At 49.6% G+C, this 20841-nt stretch carries 18 protein-coding genes, 2 tRNA genes and 2 other RNA genes; 10 read left to right on the forward strand and 12 right to left on the reverse strand.

The window, feature by feature from the left end; genetic code table 11:
- Positions 1-69: 69 nt before the first annotated feature.
- Complete coding sequence (locus tag JSN25_RS17205) at positions 70-243, reverse strand: YciY family protein (protein ID WP_087856120.1); 174 nt, start codon at positions 241-243, stop codon at positions 70-72.
- A gap of 142 nt (positions 244-385) precedes the next feature.
- On the opposite strand from JSN25_RS17205, the gene cls reads away from it, so the two are divergent.
- Positions 386-1846, forward strand: coding sequence for a cardiolipin synthase (cls, locus tag JSN25_RS17210; protein WP_038641094.1), 1461 nt, complete (start codon positions 386-388; stop codon positions 1844-1846).
- Between the two features lie 34 nt (positions 1847-1880).
- Positions 1881-2210 carry an HI1450 family dsDNA-mimic protein gene (locus JSN25_RS17215; RefSeq protein ID WP_204525176.1) on the forward strand — a complete coding sequence of 110 codons (330 nt, stop codon included), beginning with the start codon at positions 1881-1883 and terminating at the stop codon, positions 2208-2210.
- Positions 2211-2243: 33 nt separating this feature from the next.
- On the opposite strand, the gene JSN25_RS17220 is transcribed toward JSN25_RS17215, so the two are convergent.
- The 7 genes from JSN25_RS17220 to ychE all read right to left on the reverse strand — a co-directional run bounded on the left by JSN25_RS17220 (position 2244) and on the right by ychE (position 10283).
- The gene (locus JSN25_RS17220; protein WP_038641095.1) at positions 2244-3080 is read right to left on the reverse strand and encodes an ion transporter; all 837 of its coding nucleotides are present in this window, start codon (positions 3078-3080) and stop codon (positions 2244-2246) included.
- A gap of 46 nt (positions 3081-3126) precedes the next feature.
- On the reverse strand, positions 3127-4131 hold the full coding sequence (oppF, locus tag JSN25_RS17225) for a murein tripeptide/oligopeptide ABC transporter ATP-binding protein OppF (RefSeq protein ID WP_006684288.1): 1005 nt from the start codon (positions 4129-4131) through the stop codon (positions 3127-3129).
- Positions 4128-5141 carry a murein tripeptide/oligopeptide ABC transporter ATP-binding protein OppD gene (oppD, locus tag JSN25_RS17230; protein WP_038641097.1) on the reverse strand — a complete coding sequence of 338 codons (1014 nt, stop codon included), beginning with the start codon at positions 5139-5141 and terminating at the stop codon, positions 4128-4130. The genes oppF and oppD overlap by 4 nt, the downstream gene beginning before the upstream one ends.
- Before the next feature lie 11 nt (positions 5142-5152).
- Positions 5153-6061: an oligopeptide ABC transporter permease OppC gene (gene oppC, locus JSN25_RS17235; RefSeq protein WP_008784950.1), complete on the reverse strand. Its 909-nt coding sequence runs from the start codon at positions 6059-6061 to the stop codon at positions 5153-5155.
- Between the two features lie 14 nt (positions 6062-6075).
- Positions 6076-6996 carry an oligopeptide ABC transporter permease OppB gene (oppB, locus tag JSN25_RS17240; RefSeq protein WP_003020708.1) on the reverse strand — a complete coding sequence of 307 codons (921 nt, stop codon included), beginning with the start codon at positions 6994-6996 and terminating at the stop codon, positions 6076-6078.
- Positions 6997-7230: 234 nt separating this feature from the next.
- Entirely contained in the window at positions 7231-8862 is a 1632-nt protein-coding gene (gene oppA / locus JSN25_RS17245) for an oligopeptide ABC transporter substrate-binding protein OppA (protein WP_069324647.1), read from the reverse strand.
- Between the two features lie 773 nt (positions 8863-9635).
- Positions 9636-10283, reverse strand: coding sequence for an NAAT family transporter YchE (gene ychE, locus JSN25_RS17250; RefSeq protein ID WP_038643209.1), 648 nt, complete (start codon positions 10281-10283; stop codon positions 9636-9638).
- Positions 10284-10770: 487 nt separating this feature from the next.
- On the opposite strand from ychE, the gene adhE reads away from it, so the two are divergent.
- Positions 10771-13449 carry a bifunctional acetaldehyde-CoA/alcohol dehydrogenase gene (gene adhE, locus JSN25_RS17255; RefSeq protein WP_038641104.1) on the forward strand — a complete coding sequence of 893 codons (2679 nt, stop codon included), beginning with the start codon at positions 10771-10773 and terminating at the stop codon, positions 13447-13449.
- Between the two features lie 239 nt (positions 13450-13688).
- On the opposite strand, the gene tdk is transcribed toward adhE, so the two are convergent.
- Positions 13689-14306 (reverse strand): thymidine kinase, encoded by a 618-nt coding sequence (gene tdk, locus JSN25_RS17260; protein ID WP_038641106.1) that lies wholly within the window; start codon positions 14304-14306, stop codon positions 13689-13691.
- 630 nt (positions 14307-14936) lie between these two features.
- On the opposite strand from tdk, the gene hns reads away from it, so the two are divergent.
- The gene (gene hns, locus JSN25_RS17265; protein ID WP_003020723.1) at positions 14937-15350 is read left to right on the forward strand and encodes a histone-like nucleoid-structuring protein H-NS; all 414 of its coding nucleotides are present in this window, start codon (positions 14937-14939) and stop codon (positions 15348-15350) included.
- Between the two features lie 138 nt (positions 15351-15488).
- Here hns and galU read toward each other — a convergent pair whose 3' ends face one another.
- The 3 genes from galU to rssA form a co-directional block, all read right to left on the reverse strand.
- Entirely contained in the window at positions 15489-16397 is a 909-nt protein-coding gene (galU, locus tag JSN25_RS17270; RefSeq protein WP_038641107.1) for a UTP--glucose-1-phosphate uridylyltransferase GalU, read from the reverse strand.
- Positions 16398-16601: 204 nt separating this feature from the next.
- Positions 16602-17615, reverse strand: coding sequence for a two-component system response regulator RssB (gene rssB, locus JSN25_RS17275; protein ID WP_038641109.1), 1014 nt, complete (start codon positions 17613-17615; stop codon positions 16602-16604).
- Positions 17616-17704: 89 nt separating this feature from the next.
- Entirely contained in the window at positions 17705-18616 is a 912-nt protein-coding gene (rssA, locus tag JSN25_RS17280; RefSeq protein WP_069324649.1) for a patatin-like phospholipase RssA, read from the reverse strand.
- A gap of 111 nt (positions 18617-18727) precedes the next feature.
- Between rssA and JSN25_RS17285 the strand changes: the two genes are divergently transcribed.
- The 6 genes from JSN25_RS17285 (at position 18728) to JSN25_RS17310 (ending at position 20803) form a co-directional block, all read left to right on the forward strand.
- Positions 18728-19183: a YchJ family protein gene (locus tag JSN25_RS17285; RefSeq protein WP_038641113.1), complete on the forward strand. Its 456-nt coding sequence runs from the start codon at positions 18728-18730 to the stop codon at positions 19181-19183.
- Positions 19184-19238: 55 nt separating this feature from the next.
- A complete protein-coding gene (gene purU, locus JSN25_RS17290; RefSeq protein ID WP_006684274.1) occupies positions 19239-20081 on the forward strand; it encodes a formyltetrahydrofolate deformylase in 843 nt (280 codons plus the stop codon).
- Between the two features lie 168 nt (positions 20082-20249).
- Positions 20250-20391, forward strand: a non-coding RNA gene (locus tag JSN25_RS17295) — RtT sRNA.
- A 28-nt stretch (positions 20392-20419) separates the two neighbouring features.
- Positions 20420-20504 (forward strand) — tRNA-Tyr (locus JSN25_RS17300).
- Positions 20505-20541: 37 nt separating this feature from the next.
- Positions 20542-20626, forward strand: a tRNA-Tyr gene (locus tag JSN25_RS17305).
- A 45-nt stretch (positions 20627-20671) separates the two neighbouring features.
- Positions 20672-20803: non-coding RNA, RtT sRNA (locus JSN25_RS17310), on the forward strand.
- The last annotated feature ends 38 nt before the right edge of the window (positions 20804-20841 follow it).

Here is a 20841-nt window from a genome sequence, read left to right on the forward strand (position 1 = left end):
ATACAAGAAAGTATTTTAAAAACAGAACGAAAGCAGACATTGGGCACCACCAGCGGTGCCCTTTTGAGATCAGATACTGTGGATTGCAAACAGCAACGAGTTACGTTGATGATTCAGAATACACTTTCTGATGCTATGGATACGCATGTTACGACGCGATTGTCCTTCAAGCCAACGTGCTTTACGGCGGCTAGCCTGACGCTGCATCCGCCAGCGTCCCACTTCCGTTCTACTACGCTTCATGTTAACTACTCTTCCAGTCACTGAGCGGCCATTATAACGCCACACCGAATGCAGGCCAGTGGTTTTCCCGTGTTTTTATTTGCCAGATTTATCCTGATGCGTAAACTCTTAACAATACGCTTTCAAAAGGATTTTTAAATTTATGACAACCTTCTACACCGTGGTGAGTTGGCTGGTCATTCTGGGTTACTGGGTACTCATTGCTGGCGTCACATTACGCATTCTAATGAAGCGACGCGCAGTGCCCTCCGCAATGGCATGGCTGTTGATCATCTATATACTGCCATTGGTAGGGATCATAGCTTATCTGTCCTTCGGTGAACTCCACCTGGGTAAACGCCGCGCCGAACGCGCCCGGGCAATGTGGCCTTCCACGGCCAAATGGCTGAACGACCTCAAAGCCTGTGAACATATTTTCGCACAGGAAAACAGCAGCGTTGCTTCTTCATTATTTAAGCTGTGCGAGCGTCGTCAGGGAATCGCCGGCGTTAAGGGGAATCAACTGCAACTGCTCACCAGTTCCGATGACGTGATGCAGGCGCTGATCCGTGATATTCAACTGGCGCGTCATAATATCGAGATGGTGTTCTACATCTGGCAACCGGGAGGTATGGCCGATCAGGTTGCCGAGTCGTTAATGGCGGCCGCCAGAAGAGGCGTTCACTGCCGCCTGATGCTGGACTCTGCGGGCAGCGTGGCATTCTTCCGCAGCCCGTGGGCGGCGATGATGCGTAACGCGGGTATTGAAGTCGTCGAAGCCCTCAAGGTTAACCTGATGCGTGTGTTTTTGCGCCGGATGGACCTGCGCCAACACCGTAAGATGGTGATGATCGACAACTATATTGCTTATACCGGCAGCATGAACATGGTCGACCCGCGCTTCTTTAAGCAGGATGCGGGCGTGGGTCAATGGGTCGATTTAATGGCGAGAATGGAAGGACCTGTTGCCACCGCGATGGGCATCGTCTATTCCTGCGACTGGGAAATTGAAACCGGGAAACGCATTTTACCCCCGCCGCCGGATGTCAATATCATGCCGTTTGAGCAGGCCAGCGGTCACACCATTCACACTATCGCGTCGGGACCAGGTTTCCCTGAAGATTTGATCCATCAGGCGCTATTAACTGCTGCTTATTCGGCGCGTGAATATTTAATTATGACCACGCCCTATTTCGTCCCCAGCGATGATTTACTGCATGCGATCTGTACGGCCGCACAGCGTGGGGTCGACGTCAGTATCATTCTTCCGCGTAAGAATGATTCTCTGCTGGTTGGCTGGGCAAGCCGGGCATTTTTCACCGAACTGCTGGCTGCGGGCGTCAAAATATATCAGTTCGAAGGCGGCTTGCTGCACACCAAGAGCGTACTGGTTGATGGCGAACTGAGCCTGGTCGGTACCGTTAACCTGGATATGCGCAGTTTGTGGCTGAATTTTGAAATCACGCTGGTTATTGATGACGCAGGATTCGGGGGCGACCTCGCCGCAGTGCAGGATGATTATATTTCTCGTTCACGCCTTCTTGACGCTCGTTTGTGGGTAAAACGACCACTCTGGCAGCGGATTGCCGAGCGACTGTTTTACTTCTTTAGCCCGTTGCTGTAAAACGTGCCAAACAGACAGTAAACAGGTAGTCATTATGGATATGGATTTGAACAACCGCCTGACCGAAGACGAAACGCTTGAGCAGGCTTACGATATTTTTCTCGAACTGGCTGCGGACAACCTCGATCCGGCAGATATCATTCTGTTCAATTTGCAGTTTGAAGAGCGCGGCGGTGCAGAATTATTTGACCCGGCAGAGGACTGGCAGGAACACGTCGATTTTGACCTGAATCCTGACTTCTTTGCCGAAGTGGTGATTGGTCTGGCAGATACAGAAGACAGCGAGATTAACGACATTTTTGCCCGCGTTCTGTTGTGTCGCGAAAAAGATCACAAGCTCTGCCACATTCTCTGGCGCGAATAATTAAAAAAAGCTGCTCTCGCAGCTTTTTTTCTTTTAGCCCGGTAATTTGCTTCCGCACCGGTTACAAAACTGCGCGCTGTGCTCATGCTGACTTTGCTGACACTGCGGACATTTACGCTGATTCTGCCGATGCTGGAACGCACTGCTCATATGCGTCGTTATCAAACCTGTCGGGATCGCAATCACGGAATAACCGATCAAAATCAGCACTGACGCTACCATGCGCCCGAGCGGCGTGTGGGGCGTGATATCGCCATAGCCGACGGTGGTTACCGTGACGATGGCCCAATACACTGATGCATTCAGCGTACTAAAACCATATTTGGGTCCTTCAATCAGATACATTAGCGCGCCGAATACAATCATCAGAATGGCAATAAATGAATAGAACAAGATTAGCTGATGACGCGCGCTTTTTATTGCGCTCCAAAATATACGCAGAGAAGGCATAAAGCGCAGCAGTTTGAGAATTCGCAGTACACGCAGGACACGCATCGCCCGCCAGGCGAAAACATAACTCAGACTGATTTCCGGCCATAACCACATCACATACAGTGGCAGAATGGTGGCAAGATCAATAATCCCCCAGAAGCTAAATACATATTTAGCGGGATTAGCCCAGCAGCATAATCGCAACAGATATTCGAGAGTAAAGACCAGAGTGATAAAGACTTCCAGCCAGACAAATACGCGCCACTCCTCAAAGGTCAAATGGTATTGCGTCCCGACCCCGGACTCAACGAAGATAACAATCACGCTGAGCAGCGCGAACAGTGCGCACATACCTTCAAAACGGCGCCCCGAGCGTGTGTCTAAATCAAATAATGTACGATAAAGCGTACGGCGAACAGAAGAAACTAAGCCAGACACAAATACCTCACCAAAAAGAAGGGCTGACCTTTGTCAGCCCTCACGATTATAGCGGGTCTACTTTCAGGCAGGAAACGGCGTGTCGAAAACTGCCTTCTAGAACCGGGCGTGTTTTTGCACACTCTGGTCCGGCAATCGGGCAGCGCGTACGGAACACACAGCCCGAAGGAGGATTAATCGGCGACGGCAACTCGCCTTCCAGCAACTGGATAACTTTGTTCCTTTCCATATCCGGATCGGGGATCGGCACAGCAGACATTAGCGCTTTGGTATAGGGGTGCAGCGGATTATGGTACACCTCGTCATAGGTGCCTAATTCCACTGCGTGTCCGAGATACATCACCAGTACGCGATCGGAGATATGCTTAACCACCGCCAGGTCGTGGGCAATGAAAATTAATGACAGCCCCATTTCACGCTGTAGCTGCTGCAGGAGGTTGACGACCTGGGCCTGAATGGATACGTCCAGCGCAGAAACCGGTTCATCACAGATAATCAGTTTCGGTTCGAGAATCAGCGCGCGGGCAATACCGATACGCTGACATTGGCCGCCGGAAAACTCATGCGGGTAACGGTTAATCAGGTTTGGCAGCAACCCAACCTTCATCATCATTGCCTTCACGCGGTCACGGACTTCCTGCCCCGGCAGTTTCGGATGATAAGTCCGCAGCGGCTCGGCAATAATTTCACCAATGGTCATACGCGGGTTTAATGACGCCAGCGGATCCTGGAAAATCATCTGGATATCACTGCGCACCTCCCGCCATTCATCAGGTTTCATACCCAACAAATCTTTCCCCAGCCAGGCGACCTTTCCATCAGTGGCTTTCACCAGACCGATAATCGCCCGGGCAAAGGTCGATTTTCCGCAGCCGGATTCCCCCACCACGCCAAGGGTTTCACCTTCATACAATCGCAGGGTGACGCCATCAACCGCTTTCAGGGATTTCGACGGTTGCCAGAACCACTGCTTACCATCCTTAATGTCGAAATGGACTTTGAGATCGGCAATTTCAAGGAGTACTTTTCGTTGTTCGGTGACCGTATTCATACCAGTTCCTCCACCGGTTTAAAGCAGGCGCGCAGACGGCCCGGACTAAATTCCTCCAGTGGTGGGGCACTGCTACAGATTTCCATCGCATGCGGGCAGCGCGGCTGGAACGGACAGCCTTTTGGCAGACGCAGCAGGTTCGGCGGGTTGCCCGGGATAGTCAACATCTCTTCCCCTTCGGCGTCCAGACGCGGTACGGCATTCAGCAAACCAATTGAATACGGATGAACGGGCTTATAAAAGACATCCCGTGCACTGCCATATTCCATGGTTCGTCCGGCGTACATCACCAGCACTTTGTCACAAATACCGGCGACAACCCCCAGATCGTGGGTGATCATGATAATTGCGGTGTTAAATTCACTTTTCAGTTCATTCAGCAGCGTCATAATTTGCGCCTGTACCGTAACATCGAGCGCGGTAGTCGGCTCATCGGCGATCAATAATTTTGGTCTGCACAGCAGCGCCATGGCGATCATTACGCGCTGACGCATTCCGCCAGAGAATTCATGCGGATACATTTTCATGCGCTTGCGCGCTTCCGGCATTTTCACCGCATCCAGCATTTTTACTGACTCTTCAAACGCTTCTGCTTTACTCATGCCTTTGTGCAGCATGAGAACTTCCATCAGTTGCTCTCCGACCCGCATGTACGGATTCAGAGAGGTCATCGGATCCTGAAAAATCATTGAGATTTGCTCGGCGCGCAGTTTGTTCAGCTCGTGCTCCGGTAAATTCAATATTTCACGCCCGTTAAACGTAGCGGAACCTCCGATACGGCCATTCGCCGCCAGCAGCCCCATCAGGGCAAACGCGGTTTGCGATTTGCCCGAACCGGACTCACCCACAATACCCAACGTTTCTCCGGCTCGCAGGGAAAAGTTTAAATCGTTTACTGCAGTAACATCGCCATCGGGGGTGGCAAACGTCACGCGCAAATCCTTAACGTTCAGCAGTGCGTTAGCCTGTTGTTGCGCGAGCGGCGCGGTTGCGGTCTCAATTACGCTCATGGCGGCGCTCCTTAACGGTCTTTCGGGTCGAGGGCATCACGCAGGCCATCGCCAATAAAGTTAAAACAGAACAAAGTAACCACCAGGAAACCGGCCGGGAACAGCAACAGCCATGGCGATACTTCCATTGAGTTGGCGCCATCACTCAGCAATGCGCCCCAGCTACTTAACGGCTCCTGCGTCCCTAATCCCAGAAAACTCAGGAAAGACTCAAACAGGATCATGCTGGGTACCAGCAACGAGGCGTAGACCACCACAACCCCCAATACGTTTGGCACAATATGACGGATAACGATGCGCACGGTAGACACCCCGCCGACTTGCGCCGCCTCAATAAACTCTTTGCGCTTCAGACTCAGCGTTTGTCCACGCACGATACGCGCCATATCCAGCCAGGAAACCATTCCGATAGCGACAAAAATCAGCAGGATGTTTTGTCCAAAGAAGGTCACCAGCAGGATCACGAAGAACATGAACGGGAAGGAGTTGAGGATTTCCAGCAGGCGCATCATTACCGAGTCGATTTTACCGCCGAGATAACCCGACAAAGAACCATACAGCGTGCCAACCACGACCGCCACCAACGCGGCGGCAATGCCAACCATCAGCGAGATGCGCCCGCCAATCGCCACACGCACCAGCAGATCGCGACCCGATGAGTCGGTGCCGAAGTAGTGCCCGGACTCCATATCCGGCGCGCTGGACATCATTCCCCAGTCGGTATCAAAGTAGGTAAACTGCGACAGCATTGGCGCCAGCGTCACAAACAGCGCAATAATCACCAGCACCACCAGGCTTGCCACCGCCGCGCGGTTATGCATAAATCGGCGACGCGCGTCCTGCCACAGGCTGCGACCTTCGACCTCCAGCTTTTCACTGAAATTCTCCAGCGCCTCGCTGTTTTTCTTACTTAACATCATAGCGAGCTCCAGTATCAGTAACGAATCTTCGGATCGATAACGGCATACAGCACATCGACAATCGCGTTAAACACGATAGTCAGCGTACCGACCAGAATGGTCAGACTCAGGACCAGCGAATAATCGCGATTTAAGGCGCCATTGACGAACAGTTGCCCAATGCCCGGCAAACCATAGATGGTTTCAATGACCATTGAACCAGTGATTATGCCGACAAATGCCGGTCCCATATAAGACAGCACGGGTAGCAGCGCAGGTTTTAACGCATGGCGGAAAATAATCCGCCGCATCGGCAGCCCTTTGGCGCGCGCGGTACGAATAAAGTTTGAGTGCAGCACTTCAATCATTGAGCCGCGGGTAATACGGGCAATACTGGCGATATAGGCGAGCGATAACGCCACCATCGGCAGGATCATAAATTTCAACGCCCCGCCGTTCCAGCCACCGCCGGGCAGCCATTTCAACGTTATGGCGAATATCATGACCAATAAGGGAGCAACGACGAAACTGGGGATAACCACCCCGGTCATCGCGACCCCCATTACCGTGTAGTCCCAGCGCGTATTTTGCTTCAGCGCGGCGATCACCCCTGCGCTAACGCCGACGAGCACCGCCAGAATAAAGGCCGCTGCGCCAAGCTTCGCTGACACCGGAAAACTTGAAGCGACAAGGTCGTTAACCGTGTAATCTTTATATTTAAAGGATGGCCCAAAATCGCCATGCGCCAGTTGTTTCAGGTAGCTGAAATACTGTGTGGAGATGGGATCGTTGAGATGATATTTCGCTTCTATATTAGCCAGCACTTCTGGCGGCAATGCGCGTTCCCCGGTGAATGGGCTTCCCGGTGCAAGGCGCATCATAAAGAATGAAATCGTAATAAGAATAAACAGCGTCGGAATCGCTTCCAGACAGCGACGTAATATAAATTTCAACATAACCCGTACCTTCCGGCGTGTGCCTTTATACCCGTCATTCTTCCAGTCGCAGGTGCGTTGGCTTTCTCACTCACCCCGGTCACTTACTACTCGTAAGCTTCCGGGGATTCGTTGCGTCGCCGCCTTCCTGCAGCTCGAATTATTTAGGGTATCCCCCTTTTCATTCGAAGAGGTGTGAATAGTGCGATGAAAAAAGACACTGTGGGGCAAAATTGATTGCCCCACGTCTTGCCATTAATGCTTGATAATATACAAGTCTTTCACATGGATATTATCCATCGGGTCTTTACCGGAGTATCCGCCAACCCATGGTTTCACCAGGCGGGCGTTAACATAGTAATAAACCGGTACAATCGCAGAATCTTTATCCAGTTGCTGCTCCGCTTTCGAATACAACTCACTGCGCTGCGCTTCATCTGTCACTTTCAGTGTATCTGCAATCAGCTTGTCAAATGCAGGGCTCTTATAGTGAACCGTGTTGTTGGAGCTGTCGGACAGCACCATATTCAGGAAGGAAGTTGGTTCGTTGTAATCCGCGCACCAGCCCGCACGTGAAACATCATAGTTGCCCTGATGACGCGTATCGAGGAATGTTTTCCACTCCTGGTTTTCCAGCTTGACGTTAGCGCCCAGATTTTTCTTCCAGATAGATGCCGCGGCGATAGCCAGTTTCTTGTGCAGGTCTGAGGTGTTATACAGCAGATCAAAGGTCAACGGTTTTTCAGCGGTATAACCGGCTTCAGCCAGCAGTTTCTTCGCTTCTTCATTACGTTTTTCCTGTGACCATTTGAACCACTCTGGCTCGACCAGTTTCGCGCCATCGGTGTAAGGAGGGGTAAAGCTATAGGCAGGCAGGTCGCCCTGGTTTTTCACTTTGTTGACGATGATGTCACGATCCATCGCCAGCTTCAGAGCGGTACGAACACGAACATCGTTGAACGGTGCTTTCTGGTTGTTGATTTCGTAATAATAGGTGCACAGATACGGGTCAACGTGAACTTCGTTCGGGATCTCTTTTTTCAGTTTCTGGAATAACTCGATCGGCATGTTGTTATAGGTCATGTCGATTTCACCGCTGCGATAGCGGTTAACGTCAGTTACTTCAGAAGAAATTGGCAGGTAGGTCACCTGGTTAATAACGGTTTTGGCGTTGTCCCAGTAGTTGGTATTACGCTCAAGCACAATGCGCTCGTTAACCACCCAGTCCTTCAGTTTATACGCACCGTTAGTGACAATGTTGGCGGGCTGAGTCCACTTATCGCCGTATTTTTCAACGGCGGCTTTAGGAACCGGTGAAACGGAAGAGTGCACGAGCAGTTTGTAGAAATAAGGAACAGGTTCGCTCAGGGTTACTTCAAAAGTATGATCATCAATCGCTTTCACACCGAGATCGGTGACTGGCTTTTTACCGGCGATGATGTCATCAATATTGACGATATGACCGTACTGCAAATAACTGGCGTACGGTGAGGCAGTATTTGGGTTAGCCAAACGTTGCCAGCTGTACACAAAATCTTGCGCGGTAACAGGTGTACCGTCAGACCATTTAGCATCTTTACGCAGATGGAACGTCCAGACTTTAAAATCTTTATTGTCCCATTTCTCAGCCACGCCCGGCGATGGTTTGCCATCGACATCGCTGATTAATAAACCTTCAAACAGGTCCCGGTTAATGTTGGATTCCGGCACCCCTTCGATTTTATGTGGATCGAGAGACTGAACTTCCGAACCGTTATTACGCACCAGAGTCTGCTTTTCAGCAAGCTGCACACCCGCTGGCACAACTGCCGCCGTGGCCACATTTCCAGCGATTAGCGCAGTGAGGATCCCCGCAGCTACTAAACTTTTTTTAGTGATGTTCGTCATTGTGTTTGTACTCCCTCATTATTATGGCTGGTTTTTTAACCAGACTGTTAATCCTGTCAGGATCCCTGTACGGCACCGGAGATTTTCTGCCGTCAGGTGGTTTATTGTTTTACTGCTTGCTATCACCGACTTTATTTATTCTGGCGATTCGTACGACCGCCTTGCGTCGATTATCTACGTGTCTCCCCTGCCGGAAACACGCTATTACCCTGTTGAGAGAAACCAAGTGAAAATCATTCTCATCAACGTCAATTCTTCTGCAAAATACCTGGCCGGAAAGTACCAAATGCGTTTCTTCATCGCCAATACATTTTACAAATTTGTTAACCAATTCTCTTTTATTAGAAATAAATCTCACTGGCAAAGGCTTGCGAATGAAAATTCATGGCAATAAAACATTAACAATCAATGAATTGCCTGATGGGCATAGTTGACGCCCCTGTCCGGTATCAACACCATGCCAAAATGCACATAAATTTAACAATTGATTATTAATTAGCACATTCATCTAAAAAAAACGCTGAAATAACTAATAACATTTCGATAATCCCACAGCAAGCCCCAGAGTATGATGTTAATAAAATAACAGCAATATCGTGCTTCCTCTGACGCAGCGCTGAGGGTTATATCCATAAAATCAATGAATAACTGAATCGTTAACCATCAGCATTTTTCATTATTGTTATGCTGATTATCAACTTTAGTGAGAAGTTTTACTGATAATGAAAGGAAACGGAGCCAACAGCGGCTCCGTTTATAGTGAAGAAGGAATATCAGGCAAGCAAACCGGGGAAAATGGATTTGATACCAGTAACAATGAATTCAATCCCTAAAGCCATGAGTAACAGCCCCATAATACGCGTAATGACGTTGATTCCCGTTTGCCCCAGCAAGCGCACTAACCACGGCGCCATGCGAAACAGCCCCCAACAACACAAGGCAAACAACGCAATCGCGATAAAAAAGCCAAACAGATTAATCGCACTGTGGTAACGCGTCCCCCAAACGATGGTCGAGCTAATTGCCCCCGGTCCCGCCATCAGGGGCAATGCCAACGGCACCACGCCAATGCTTTCACGAATGGCGGTTTCTGATTTTTCCTGTTTGTTCTGCTTATCTTCGCCAAGTTTGCCACTAATCATCGACATCGCGATAGTCACAACCAGAATACCGCCGGCAATCCTGAACGAATCTATAGAGATACCGAAAAGTTGCAGGATACCGTCGCCCAGGAACAGCGAAGTCCACAGGATGATAGCGACCGACAGGTTTGCCGTGAGATTGGTTTTGTTTCGCGCAGCCGCAGTTTGGTAGCTGGTCATACTGATAAAGACCGGGATGATCCCTACCGGGTTAACCAGGGCAAATAACCCAATAAAAAATTTAAAATAAACAGGAAAATCAAATAGCGTTTGGATCACGGTTAGCTCCGAAGCGTTAGCCGGATAAAATGAGTCATAAAAATTGGAAAAATCCGCGCTGAAGATACGCCTTTTGTCAGCATACTTCACCTTCTATCTGCGTATATCTACGTAAATACGCTACTAATACTTAGTGTTATTAATATGTATTAAATATGCTAATGTGATTAGCATTCATCACTTCAATTTTTTAACACTTACCGAGAAACGCTAAAATGGCCTGCTGAAAGGTGTCAGCTTTGCGAAATTTTGATCCAGATCACGCAATTACTACTCAGAAGTGAGTAACCTTGCTTACGTCCCCTGGAGGTAAAGCGTAAAAGTTATCTGGCGCTTGCGTATAAGCTCTTTTAGTAAATCAAGGTAAAGTGGACGTTAATTAACCGTTTGATTTTCAAACCGTTACACAAATTTTCGTCGGTCTGTCTATACTCTCGTATCGAGCAGATGATTTACTAAAAAAGTTTAACATTATCAGGAGAGCATTATGGCTGTTACTAATGTCGCTGAACTTAACGCACTTGTAGAGCGCGTAAAAAAAGCCCAGCGTGAATATGCCAGTTTCACTCAAGAACAGGTTGACAAAATCTTCCGCGCCGCCGCTCTGGCTGCCGCAGACGCTCGAATCCCTCTCGCGAAAATGGCCGTTGCCGAATCTGGCATGGGCATTGTCGAAGATAAAGTGATTAAAAACCACTTTGCTTCTGAATACATTTACAACGCTTACAAAGATGAAAAAACCTGTGGAGTGCTGTCTGAAGACGACACTTTCGGTACCATTACTATTGCTGAACCGATTGGTATCATCTGCGGTATCGTTCCAACCACTAACCCGACTTCTACTGCTATCTTCAAATCTCTGATCAGCCTGAAGACCCGTAACGCCATCATCTTCTCTCCGCATCCGCGTGCTAAAGATGCCACTAACAAAGCTGCTGACATCGTTCTGCAGGCGGCAATCGCTGCTGGCGCGCCGAAAGACTTGATCGGCTGGATCGATCAACCTTCCGTAGAACTGTCTAACGCGCTGATGCACCACCCGGACATCAACCTGATCCTTGCGACCGGTGGTCCAGGCATGGTTAAAGCGGCATACAGCTCCGGTAAACCGGCAATCGGCGTAGGCGCAGGTAACACCCCTGTTGTTATCGACGAAACCGCTGATATCAAACGTGCTGTTGCATCTGTTCTGATGTCTAAAACCTTCGATAACGGCGTAATCTGTGCTTCTGAACAGTCTGTTGTCGTGGTTGACTCTGTATACGACGCAGTACGTGAGCGTTTCGCCACTCACGGCGGCTACCTGCTGCAGGGCAAAGAGCTGAAAGCTGTTCAGGACGTTATCCTGAAAAATGGCGCGCTGAACGCCGCTATCGTTGGTCAGCCAGCCTACAAAATTGCTGAACTGGCAGGCTTCTCCGTACCAGAAACCACTAAGATTCTGATTGGTGAAGTTAAGGTTGTTGACGAAAGCGAACCGTTTGCTCACGAAAAACTGTCTCCGACGCTGGCTATGTATCGTGCGAAAGACTTCGAAGACGCAGTGGACAAAGCTGAAAAACTGGTTGCGATGGGCGGTATCGGTCATACCTCTTGCCTGTACACCGACCAGGATAACCAGCCAGAACGCGTTGCTTACTTCGGTCAGATGATGAAAACCGCGCGTATCCTGATCAACACCCCTGCTTCTCAGGGTGGTATCGGTGACCTGTACAACTTCAAACTCGCACCTTCCCTGACTCTGGGTTGTGGTTCCTGGGGTGGTAACTCCATCTCTGAAAACGTTGGTCCTAAGCACCTGATCAACAAGAAAACCGTTGCTAAGCGAGCTGAAAACATGTTGTGGCACAAACTTCCGAAATCTATCTACTTCCGTCGTGGCTCTCTGCCTATCGCGCTGGATGAAGTGATTACTGATGGTCACAAACGTGCGCTGATCGTGACCGACCGCTTCCTGTTTAACAATGGCTATGCTGACCAGATCACCTCTGTTCTGAAAGCGGCTGGCGTTGAAACCGAAGTGTTCTTTGAAGTTGAAGCTGACCCGACTCTGACCGTTGTTCGTAAAGGCGCTGAGCTGGCTAACTCCTTCAAACCAGACGTGATTATCGCGCTGGGTGGTGGTTCCCCGATGGACGCCGCAAAAATTATGTGGGTTATGTACGAACACCCGGAAACCCACTTTGAAGAACTGGCGCTGCGCTTTATGGATATCCGTAAACGTATCTACAAGTTCCCGAAAATGGGCGTGAAAGCGAAAATGATCGCCGTCACCACCACTTCCGGTACCGGTTCTGAAGTAACACCGTTTGCGGTTGTGACCGACGATGCAACCGGTCAGAAATATCCGCTGGCTGACTACGCCCTGACCCCGGATATGGCGATTGTCGATGCCAACCTGGTGATGGATATGCCGAAGTCCCTGTGTGCGTTCGGTGGTCTGGATGCCGTTACTCACGCTCTGGAAGCTTACGTTTCCGTACTGGCTTCTGAGTTCTCTGACGGTCAGGCTCTGCAGGCGCTGAAACTGCTGAAAGAAAACCTGCCAGCGTCCTACCACGAAGGTTCCAAGAACCCGGTAGCCCGTGAGCGTGTACACAGTGCAGCGACCATCGCCGGTATCGCGTTTGCGAACGCCTTCCTGGGTGTATGTCACTCCATGGCGCACAAGCTGGGTTCTCAGTTCCACATTCCTCACGGTTTGGCGAACGCCCTGCTGATCAGCAACGTTATTCGTTACAACGCGAACGACAACCCGACCAAACAGACAGCATTCAGCCAGTACGACCGTCCGCAGGCGCGTCGTCGCTATGCTGAAATCGCCGACCACCTGGGTCTGAGCGCACCGGGCGACCGTACTGCCGCGAAAATCCAGAAACTGCTGGGCTGGCTGGACGAAATCAAAGCTGAACTGGGTATTCCTAAGTCTATCCGTGAAGCTGGCGTGCAGGAAGCTGACTTCCTGGCACACGTTGACAAACTGTCTGAAGATGCGTTTGACGACCAGTGTACTGGTGCTAACCCGCGTTATCCGCTGATTGCTGAGCTGAAGCAGATTCTGCTGGATACCTACTACGGCCGTGAGTACAGCGAAGGTGAAACCACCGCTAAGGCTGAAGCAGTAGCTGCACCGAAAGCTGAGAAAAAAGCGAAGAAATCCGCTTAATTCCTTCAGAAAAGTTTAAGTCTGACTATAAACGGTCCCTTTTCGGGACCGTTTTTTTTGCACCTTACACGACCAAAATCAGGTAATCCCTGACTCAACCACTTGTGAGATATGGCCTGGTGAAGATTACTTGCAGGGAGGAAGCCAGGATGGCGTCAGAAGAGCGTGTGACAGGGTAGAGACACGCATGAATGGTTGTGGCCTACCCTGTGTTTATAAGCGCCCAGAAGCGCATAGGGTTAATCGTGGCTGTGTCGTTCTTGTATTGCCGTCAGAGAGCCTTCAGACTGCGCTTGCTTATAATGCTTACGGCATACCGACACATAGCGCTCGTTTCCGCCTATAACCACCTGCTCGCCTTCGTTAAAAGGTCTTCCGGCCTGATCAAGACGTAGCACCATGCTGGCCTTACGGCCACAGAAGCAAATAGTTTTTAATTCAACCAGCTTATCTGACCACGCAAGCAGGTATTCACTGCCGCAGAATAGCTCACCACGAAAATCGGTGCGTAAACCGTAACACAACACGGGAATATCCAGCCGATCGACAACTTCAGATAATTCATAAACCTGTTGTCGCGTCAGAAACTGAGACTCATCAACCAGTACACAGTGAATTCTTTGCTGCGCATTGTCGGCGCGAATCTCTTCGAACAATGATGAATTTTGGTTAAACAATTTTGCAGGTGACGACAGACCTATACGTGAACTTACTTTTCCAGTGCCAAAACGGTCATCAATTTCCGCTGTATATACTACAGCGCGCATTCCACGTTCCTGATAATTGTACGAAGATTGCAGCAATGCAGTCGACTTACCGGCATTCATTGCAGAATAGTAAAAATATAGCTGTGCCATTGACCGTAGGCCCTCATCTGGGGAAATAAATATGGGCGGGATTGTAGCATATTTCACGAACATGTCGGTGCAGCGTTGTCCCGAAAGACGTATAAAGAAGCGTACCGACTCGCTCAGCGCCGCCTTAATAACCAGAGAATGCAGGTGCTCTTTATGGCTGGGAGTATGATAGCGCGACGTCTTAACCCAAACAGGCTGGGGCTGAACCGTATATACACATTCTTTCACAAATAGTGCTCATGAAATTGATCGGCCTCGCTTATCAAGGGTCGACAATTAAGAAACCGTTCCCTTATTGTTATTGAATCGCCCCACCGCCGCCATGTAATAGCGAATTCACGTAAGCAAAACTAATACAAAAGGTTGAAATCACTGCAAAGTGATACTATTTGAACACGATAAAATGTGACCTGAATCTTGAATTTTTACTCTCAACCGTTGAGAAGCCCCCCCGCCAATAAGCCTTTTTTATGCCCAACATCACGGAGAATTTAAGACAGAGGAATTAATTCTGATACTAAATAAAGCGCAATTTTGAATTCCTTACATTCCTGGCTATTGCACAACTGAAATTATCGCTCTATTATTAGCTCAACAAACCACCCCCAATATAAGTTTGAGATTACTACAATGAGCGAAGCACTTAAAATTCTGAACAACATCCGTACTCTTCGTGCGCAGGCAAGAGAATGTACTCTGGAAACGCTTGAAGAAATGCTGGAAAAATTAGAAGTTGTAGTTAGCGAGCGTCGTGAAGAAGAAAGCGCTGCCGCTGCTGAAGTTGAAGAACGTACTCGTAAACTGCAACAATATCGTGAAATGCTGATTGCTGACGGTATTGATCCGAACGAGCTGCTGAATAGCATGGCTGCTGTTAAATCTGGCACCAAAGCTAAACGCGCTGCGCGTCCGGCTAAATATAGCTATGTTGACGAAAACGGTGAAACTAAAACCTGGACTGGCCAGGGTCGTACACCGGCTGTGATCAAAAAAGCGATGGAAGAACAAGGTAAACAACTGGACGATTTCCTGATCAAGGAATAATTCAGAAATGGTTTGCTTAAAATCCCGCCACTGGCGGGATTTTTTTTACCTGTACTTCGCATGGCCCCTACCCGGATTAGGTATAAAAAAAACGGCGCTGGATTAACAGCGCCGCTCTGACCTGATAATTACTGGCGGTTACTTCTTAATACCCATCTCTTCTTCCAGCCAGGCTTTAAATTCAGCGCCGAGGGTATTATGGCGAATACCATATTCAACGAACGCCTGCATATAGCCCAGCTTATTACCACAGTCATGGCTTTTGCCCTTCATGTGATAGGCTTCAACCGTTTCTTTTTCAATCAGCATATCGATAGCGTCAGTGAGCTGAATTTCGTCACCCGCTCCCGGAGGCGTTTTTGCCAGCAGAGGCCAGATATCCGCACTGAGAACATAGCGGCCCACGACCGCCAAATTAGATGGCGCAACATTCGCTTTCGGCTTTTCAACAACGCCAACCATCGGCACGCTTTCGCCCGGCGCTAATTCAACGCCTTTACAATCCACTACGCCATAAGCGGTGACATCTTCTACGGGCTCGACCATAATCTGGCTGCTGCCGGTTTCATCAAAACGATGAATCATTTCGGCGAGGTTTTCACGGGATAAATCTGATTCATATTCATCCAGAATTACGTCTGGCAGAATAACCGCAACCGGTTCATCGCCAACAACCGGGTGCGCGCACAATACTGCGTGACCCAGACCTTTAGCCAGCCCCTGACGTACCTGCATAATAGTGACATGCGGCGGACAAATAGATTGCACTTCTTCCAGCAGCTGACGTTTTACACGTTTTTCCAGCATAGCTTCTAACTCAAAGCTGGTATCGAAGTGGTTTTCAATGGAATTTTTAGACGAGTGAGTTACAAGTACAATTTCAGTGATACCCGCAGCAATACATTCGTTTACCACGTACTGAATTAATGGCTTATCAACCAACGGTAGCATCTCTTTCGGGATTGCCTTCGTAGCCGGTAACATCCTGGTTCCTAATCCCGCAACCGGGATAACGGCCTTTTTGACTTTTGAATTAATAGCAGCCATTTAAAACTCTCCTGGACTGTTCATGTATTGAACGTGTTCATCAATCTGTATCGCATCCAAGTATATCAGTACAGCGGTAAGCCTCTGGTCTGAAAAGGACGCACGTCGGTATAATTAAGACAAATACGAATAAATCTGGCGCTGATAGTAGCACTCGCAGCATGAGGGAGGTGAAGCAATTTCATTCCTCCCTCGCTCAATTGTTCATTCCGCAGACAACATCAGGCGCAGGCGACCACCCGCCCCCCAAATTTGGCACTGCCATGACTCACAGCGCTGGCTCAACTGATTAAGATAGGTATTGCCAAGCGTTCCCAGCGGTACGCCATTGCTGATTTGTACCTGATGGGAACCGGTATTTAATGTCGCATTCAGTCCTGCTGATACCAGAATCAGGTTTTTTAACCCGCTGTGGTAATACCCTACCAGCAAGGGAAACTGGCCGGGTAAATTAGCCTGACGCAGCAAATGGTTCACCTGTTTCAATAATGCCCCTAACTCTGGCAGCCGCTGATTTTGTTGCGTCAGTTGCTCCTGCAGCAAACCGTTAAATAGGGCTCGCAGTAATAATGCGGCCAGCACGCCATTATCCCCTGCCCGCGTGACATCCAGACAATAAAAAGCAAGGTCGTGATCCGACAGCGGCGCAATATCCAGCACCAGTCCCGGTTGATCGGCGGCAACCAATTGCCGATAGTTTATGCGACATTGTGAAATCACTTGCGATACAGGAGGCTGTAGCTCCTGCAACAGCTTTGCTGCAGCGGCAGGATCGTCCACCATGGCATCCCAGTCGCGAAACAGCCGCTCTTCTTCTTCAACCCGCGAATTGAACATATTGGGATACAGGCACGCAAAAACCGTTTCTCGCAGACGATTAAGATCCTTCACCGGTTTCAGAAGAACGTCGTCCACACCGAGTCGCAGCGCTTTGGCTATATCAGACATGTTTTCCGTCGCTGAAATCACCAGTATTGGCGTTTGATCGCCCCGATTGCGTAAATACTCAACCAGTTTAAGACCGTTCATTCGTGGCATTGCCAGGTCGCAGATCATCAAGTCAGGCGTAAAATGGCCAAGTAAATCCAGTGCTTCAAGCCCATCGCCGGCCACCGCCGTTGTCGCTCCCAAAGAGGAAAACCATGAGTCCATGAGTGAGCGGAATACCGGCTCATCCTCAACGATAAGAATCTGTTTTCCGACCAATGGCTGCGTCATATTCTCCCCCCTGACTGGCTTTAATAAATAGTGGCATGCTATTGCTACTCACGCCTGTCAGATTTAACTTAAGTATTGATAAAAAATGCCTAGACGTTGGTCTTCACCAGAGGTAGAAGCTCATCCATTTTCTTCTCAACCGCCAACTGCCCGGCAGCAATTGCTGCACTGGCGCGGTGGAAATCCAGCGTGGATATTTGCGGACAAAACGGCTGAATCAGGATATCAGGCGGGTCACCAGCCATACGGTTACGTTTCAGACGATTTTCCAGAACCTGAATAGAGGTTGTCATGATCTCCATCGCCGTCGGCGCGGTCACTGTCCGCCTCGCCGTAATGTTGCTCAGACGCTCTTTCAGACGGCCATGCCATGAGAGTTCGTCAGCGCCATCGCCTGATTCAGCATCGCTACTGACGTTGAAGGAGAGTAAATCTTGCTGCATGAGGTGCGCATCGTGTTGCAGGTCGACCGCAATAACGATATCGGCGCCCAGCGCACGCGTCAGGGAAACGGGGACGGGATTCACCACCGCGCCATCGACCAACCAGTAGCCATTATGCGCTACAGGGGACATCAGACCAGGAATACTGCAGGATGCCCGGACAGCCAGGTGCAAATCACCTTCGGTGAACCAGAGTTCCCGACCCGTACTTAAATTGGTTGCAACAGTTGCGAAACGGCGTGTGCATTGTTCAATCGCTTCTACCGGCATGACATTACGGTACTGGTTGAACACACGTTCTCCGCGCAGTAGTCCTCCCCTGCGCCAGGAGAGATCCATCAGGCGTAAGACGTCCCAATAACTGAATGAACAAACCCACTGTTCGAGTGCAGGCAACTTATTGCAGGCGTAGGCAGCGCCAACCAGCGAACCAATGGAGCACCCTGCCACAATATCAACATCAATCCCCATATGCTTAAGGGCTTTAATCACGCCGATATGCGACCAGCCGCGCGCCGCGCCGGAACCTAGCGCCAGCCCAATTTTAATTTTTCTCATTGTACGTACAAACTTCCCCTGGCTTGCAGACGTAGCAACATCGCTACCGCTCAGTTAACATAGTGCCACCCTGGCGTTTTTACGCCGTTTTTTTATTCCAGGGAGTACTTTGTGTCTCAGCTTTGTCCCTGTGGTAGCGCTGTCGAGTATAGCCTATGTTGCTACCGTTATGTGTCCGGCGCGCAAGTAGCACCTACGCCGTCACACCTCATGCGTTCTCGTTACTGCGCTTTTGTGATGAAAGACGCAGATTACCTTATCAAGACCTGGCATCCGGACTGCCATGCCGCTGCGTTTCGTGACGACATTATCGCAGGATTTACGCATACCGAATGGCTGGGACTGACCGTTTTTGAGCAACACACGGCAGATTCAGAAAATATTGGCTACGTCAGTTTTGTCGCGCGGTTTTCTGAACAGGGAAAAACTGGCGCAATTATCGAACGCTCTCGTTTTTTAAAAGAAAACGGTCAGTGGTACTATATAGACGGTACACGCCCTCAAATTGGACGAAACGACACCTGCCCTTGTGGCTCAGGTAAAAAATTTAAGAAGTGCTGCGGCTAATCAACGCCCGACAGTATCAATTTTGCAAACATTCTCAATAGGATCACCGCTGCAAATGCATTCATTACAACGAAAAGTGCTGCGTACTATTTGCCCGGACCAAAAAGGTCTGATCGCGCGCATTACAAATATCTGTTACAAGCATGAACTGAATATCGTGCAGAATAATGAGTTCGTGGACCACCGTACCGGGCGCTTTTTTATGCGTACCGAGCTGGAGGGCATTTTTAATGATGTCACGCTGCTTGCCGATCTTGATAGCGCCTTACCAGATGGTTCCATCCGTGAATTAACGCCGGCAGGACGCCGCCGTATCGTTATTTTGGTCACCAAGGAAGCGCATTGTCTGGGCGATCTGTTAATGAAGGCCAATTATGGCGGGCTGGATGTTGAAATCGCTGCGGTGATCGGCAACCACGAGACGCTGCGTCCTTTGGTTGAGCGCTTTGATATTCCGTTTGAACTGGTCAGTCACGAAGGTTTAACCCGTGACGAACACGACCAGAAAATGGCCGATGCTATCGACGCGCACCAACCTGATTATGTCGTGCTGGCAAAATACATGCGCGTACTGACGCCGACCTTTGTTTCACGCTTCCCGAATAAGATTATCAATATTCACCATTCATTCCTGCCGGCATTTATTGGCGCTCGCCCATACCACCAGGCTTACGAGCGCGGGGTGAAGATCATTGGCGCAACGGCCCACTATGTGAATGATAACCTCGATGAAGGCCCTATCATTATGCAGGACGTAATTCATGTTGATCACACCTACACCGCGGAAGACATGATGCGTGCCGGCCGTGACGTTGAAAAAAATGTATTAAGTCGCGCGCTGTATCAGGTTCTGGCTCAACGCGTATTTGTTTACGGTAACCGAACGATCATTCTGTAATCGATTGATAATTTAATTGGTTACCTTTACATCTTTACGCGTAAAAATCAGGCAACCAGTTCTTTTTTATCAACGGAATACTTTACAGGGGCGCATCATCTGTTATGATGCGCCCCGCTTCCAACAGAAGCAGGCCAGTAATAAGCATTACCCCGTGGTGGGGTTCCCGAGCGATCATAAGGGAGCTGACTGCAAATCTGCCGTCATCGACTTCAAGGTTCGACTCGAGCGATAGTGAGAGAACGTTGCCGCAGGCAACGGCCCGAAGGGTGAGGAGCTTTAGCTCCGAATAATCCTTCCCGCTATAGAATGCGAGCAGCATAATGAATATACCCTGTGGTGGGGTTCCCGAGCGGCCAAAGGGAGCAGACTGTAAATCTGCCGTCATCGACTTCGAAGGTTCGAATCCTTCCCCCACCACCATTCATTCCTGTARATTCWCAAAAATTAGTATACCCCTGGTGGGGTTCCCGAGCGGCCAAAGGGAGCAGACTGTAAATCTGCCGTCATCGACTTCGAAGGTTCGAATCCTTCCCCCACCACCATCATTTCCCTGTCGCACTTCAGCAAAATCAAACCTTATTGCACTATATTCTGCCCATGCGGGAAGGATGAGAAGCTTCGATTAAGGTTCGATTCGAGCGTCAGCGAGAAAGCGTTGCCGCAGGCAACGACCCGAAGGGCGAAGCGCGCAGCGCGGAGTCATCCTTCCCCCACCACCATCATTTCATAAAGCATCGACACCCAATCCAACTGCAGT

Origin of the sequence: Citrobacter cronae (assembly GCF_016893685.1) — a bacterium.
Lineage (GTDB): Bacteria > Pseudomonadota > Gammaproteobacteria > Enterobacterales > Enterobacteriaceae > Citrobacter > Citrobacter werkmanii.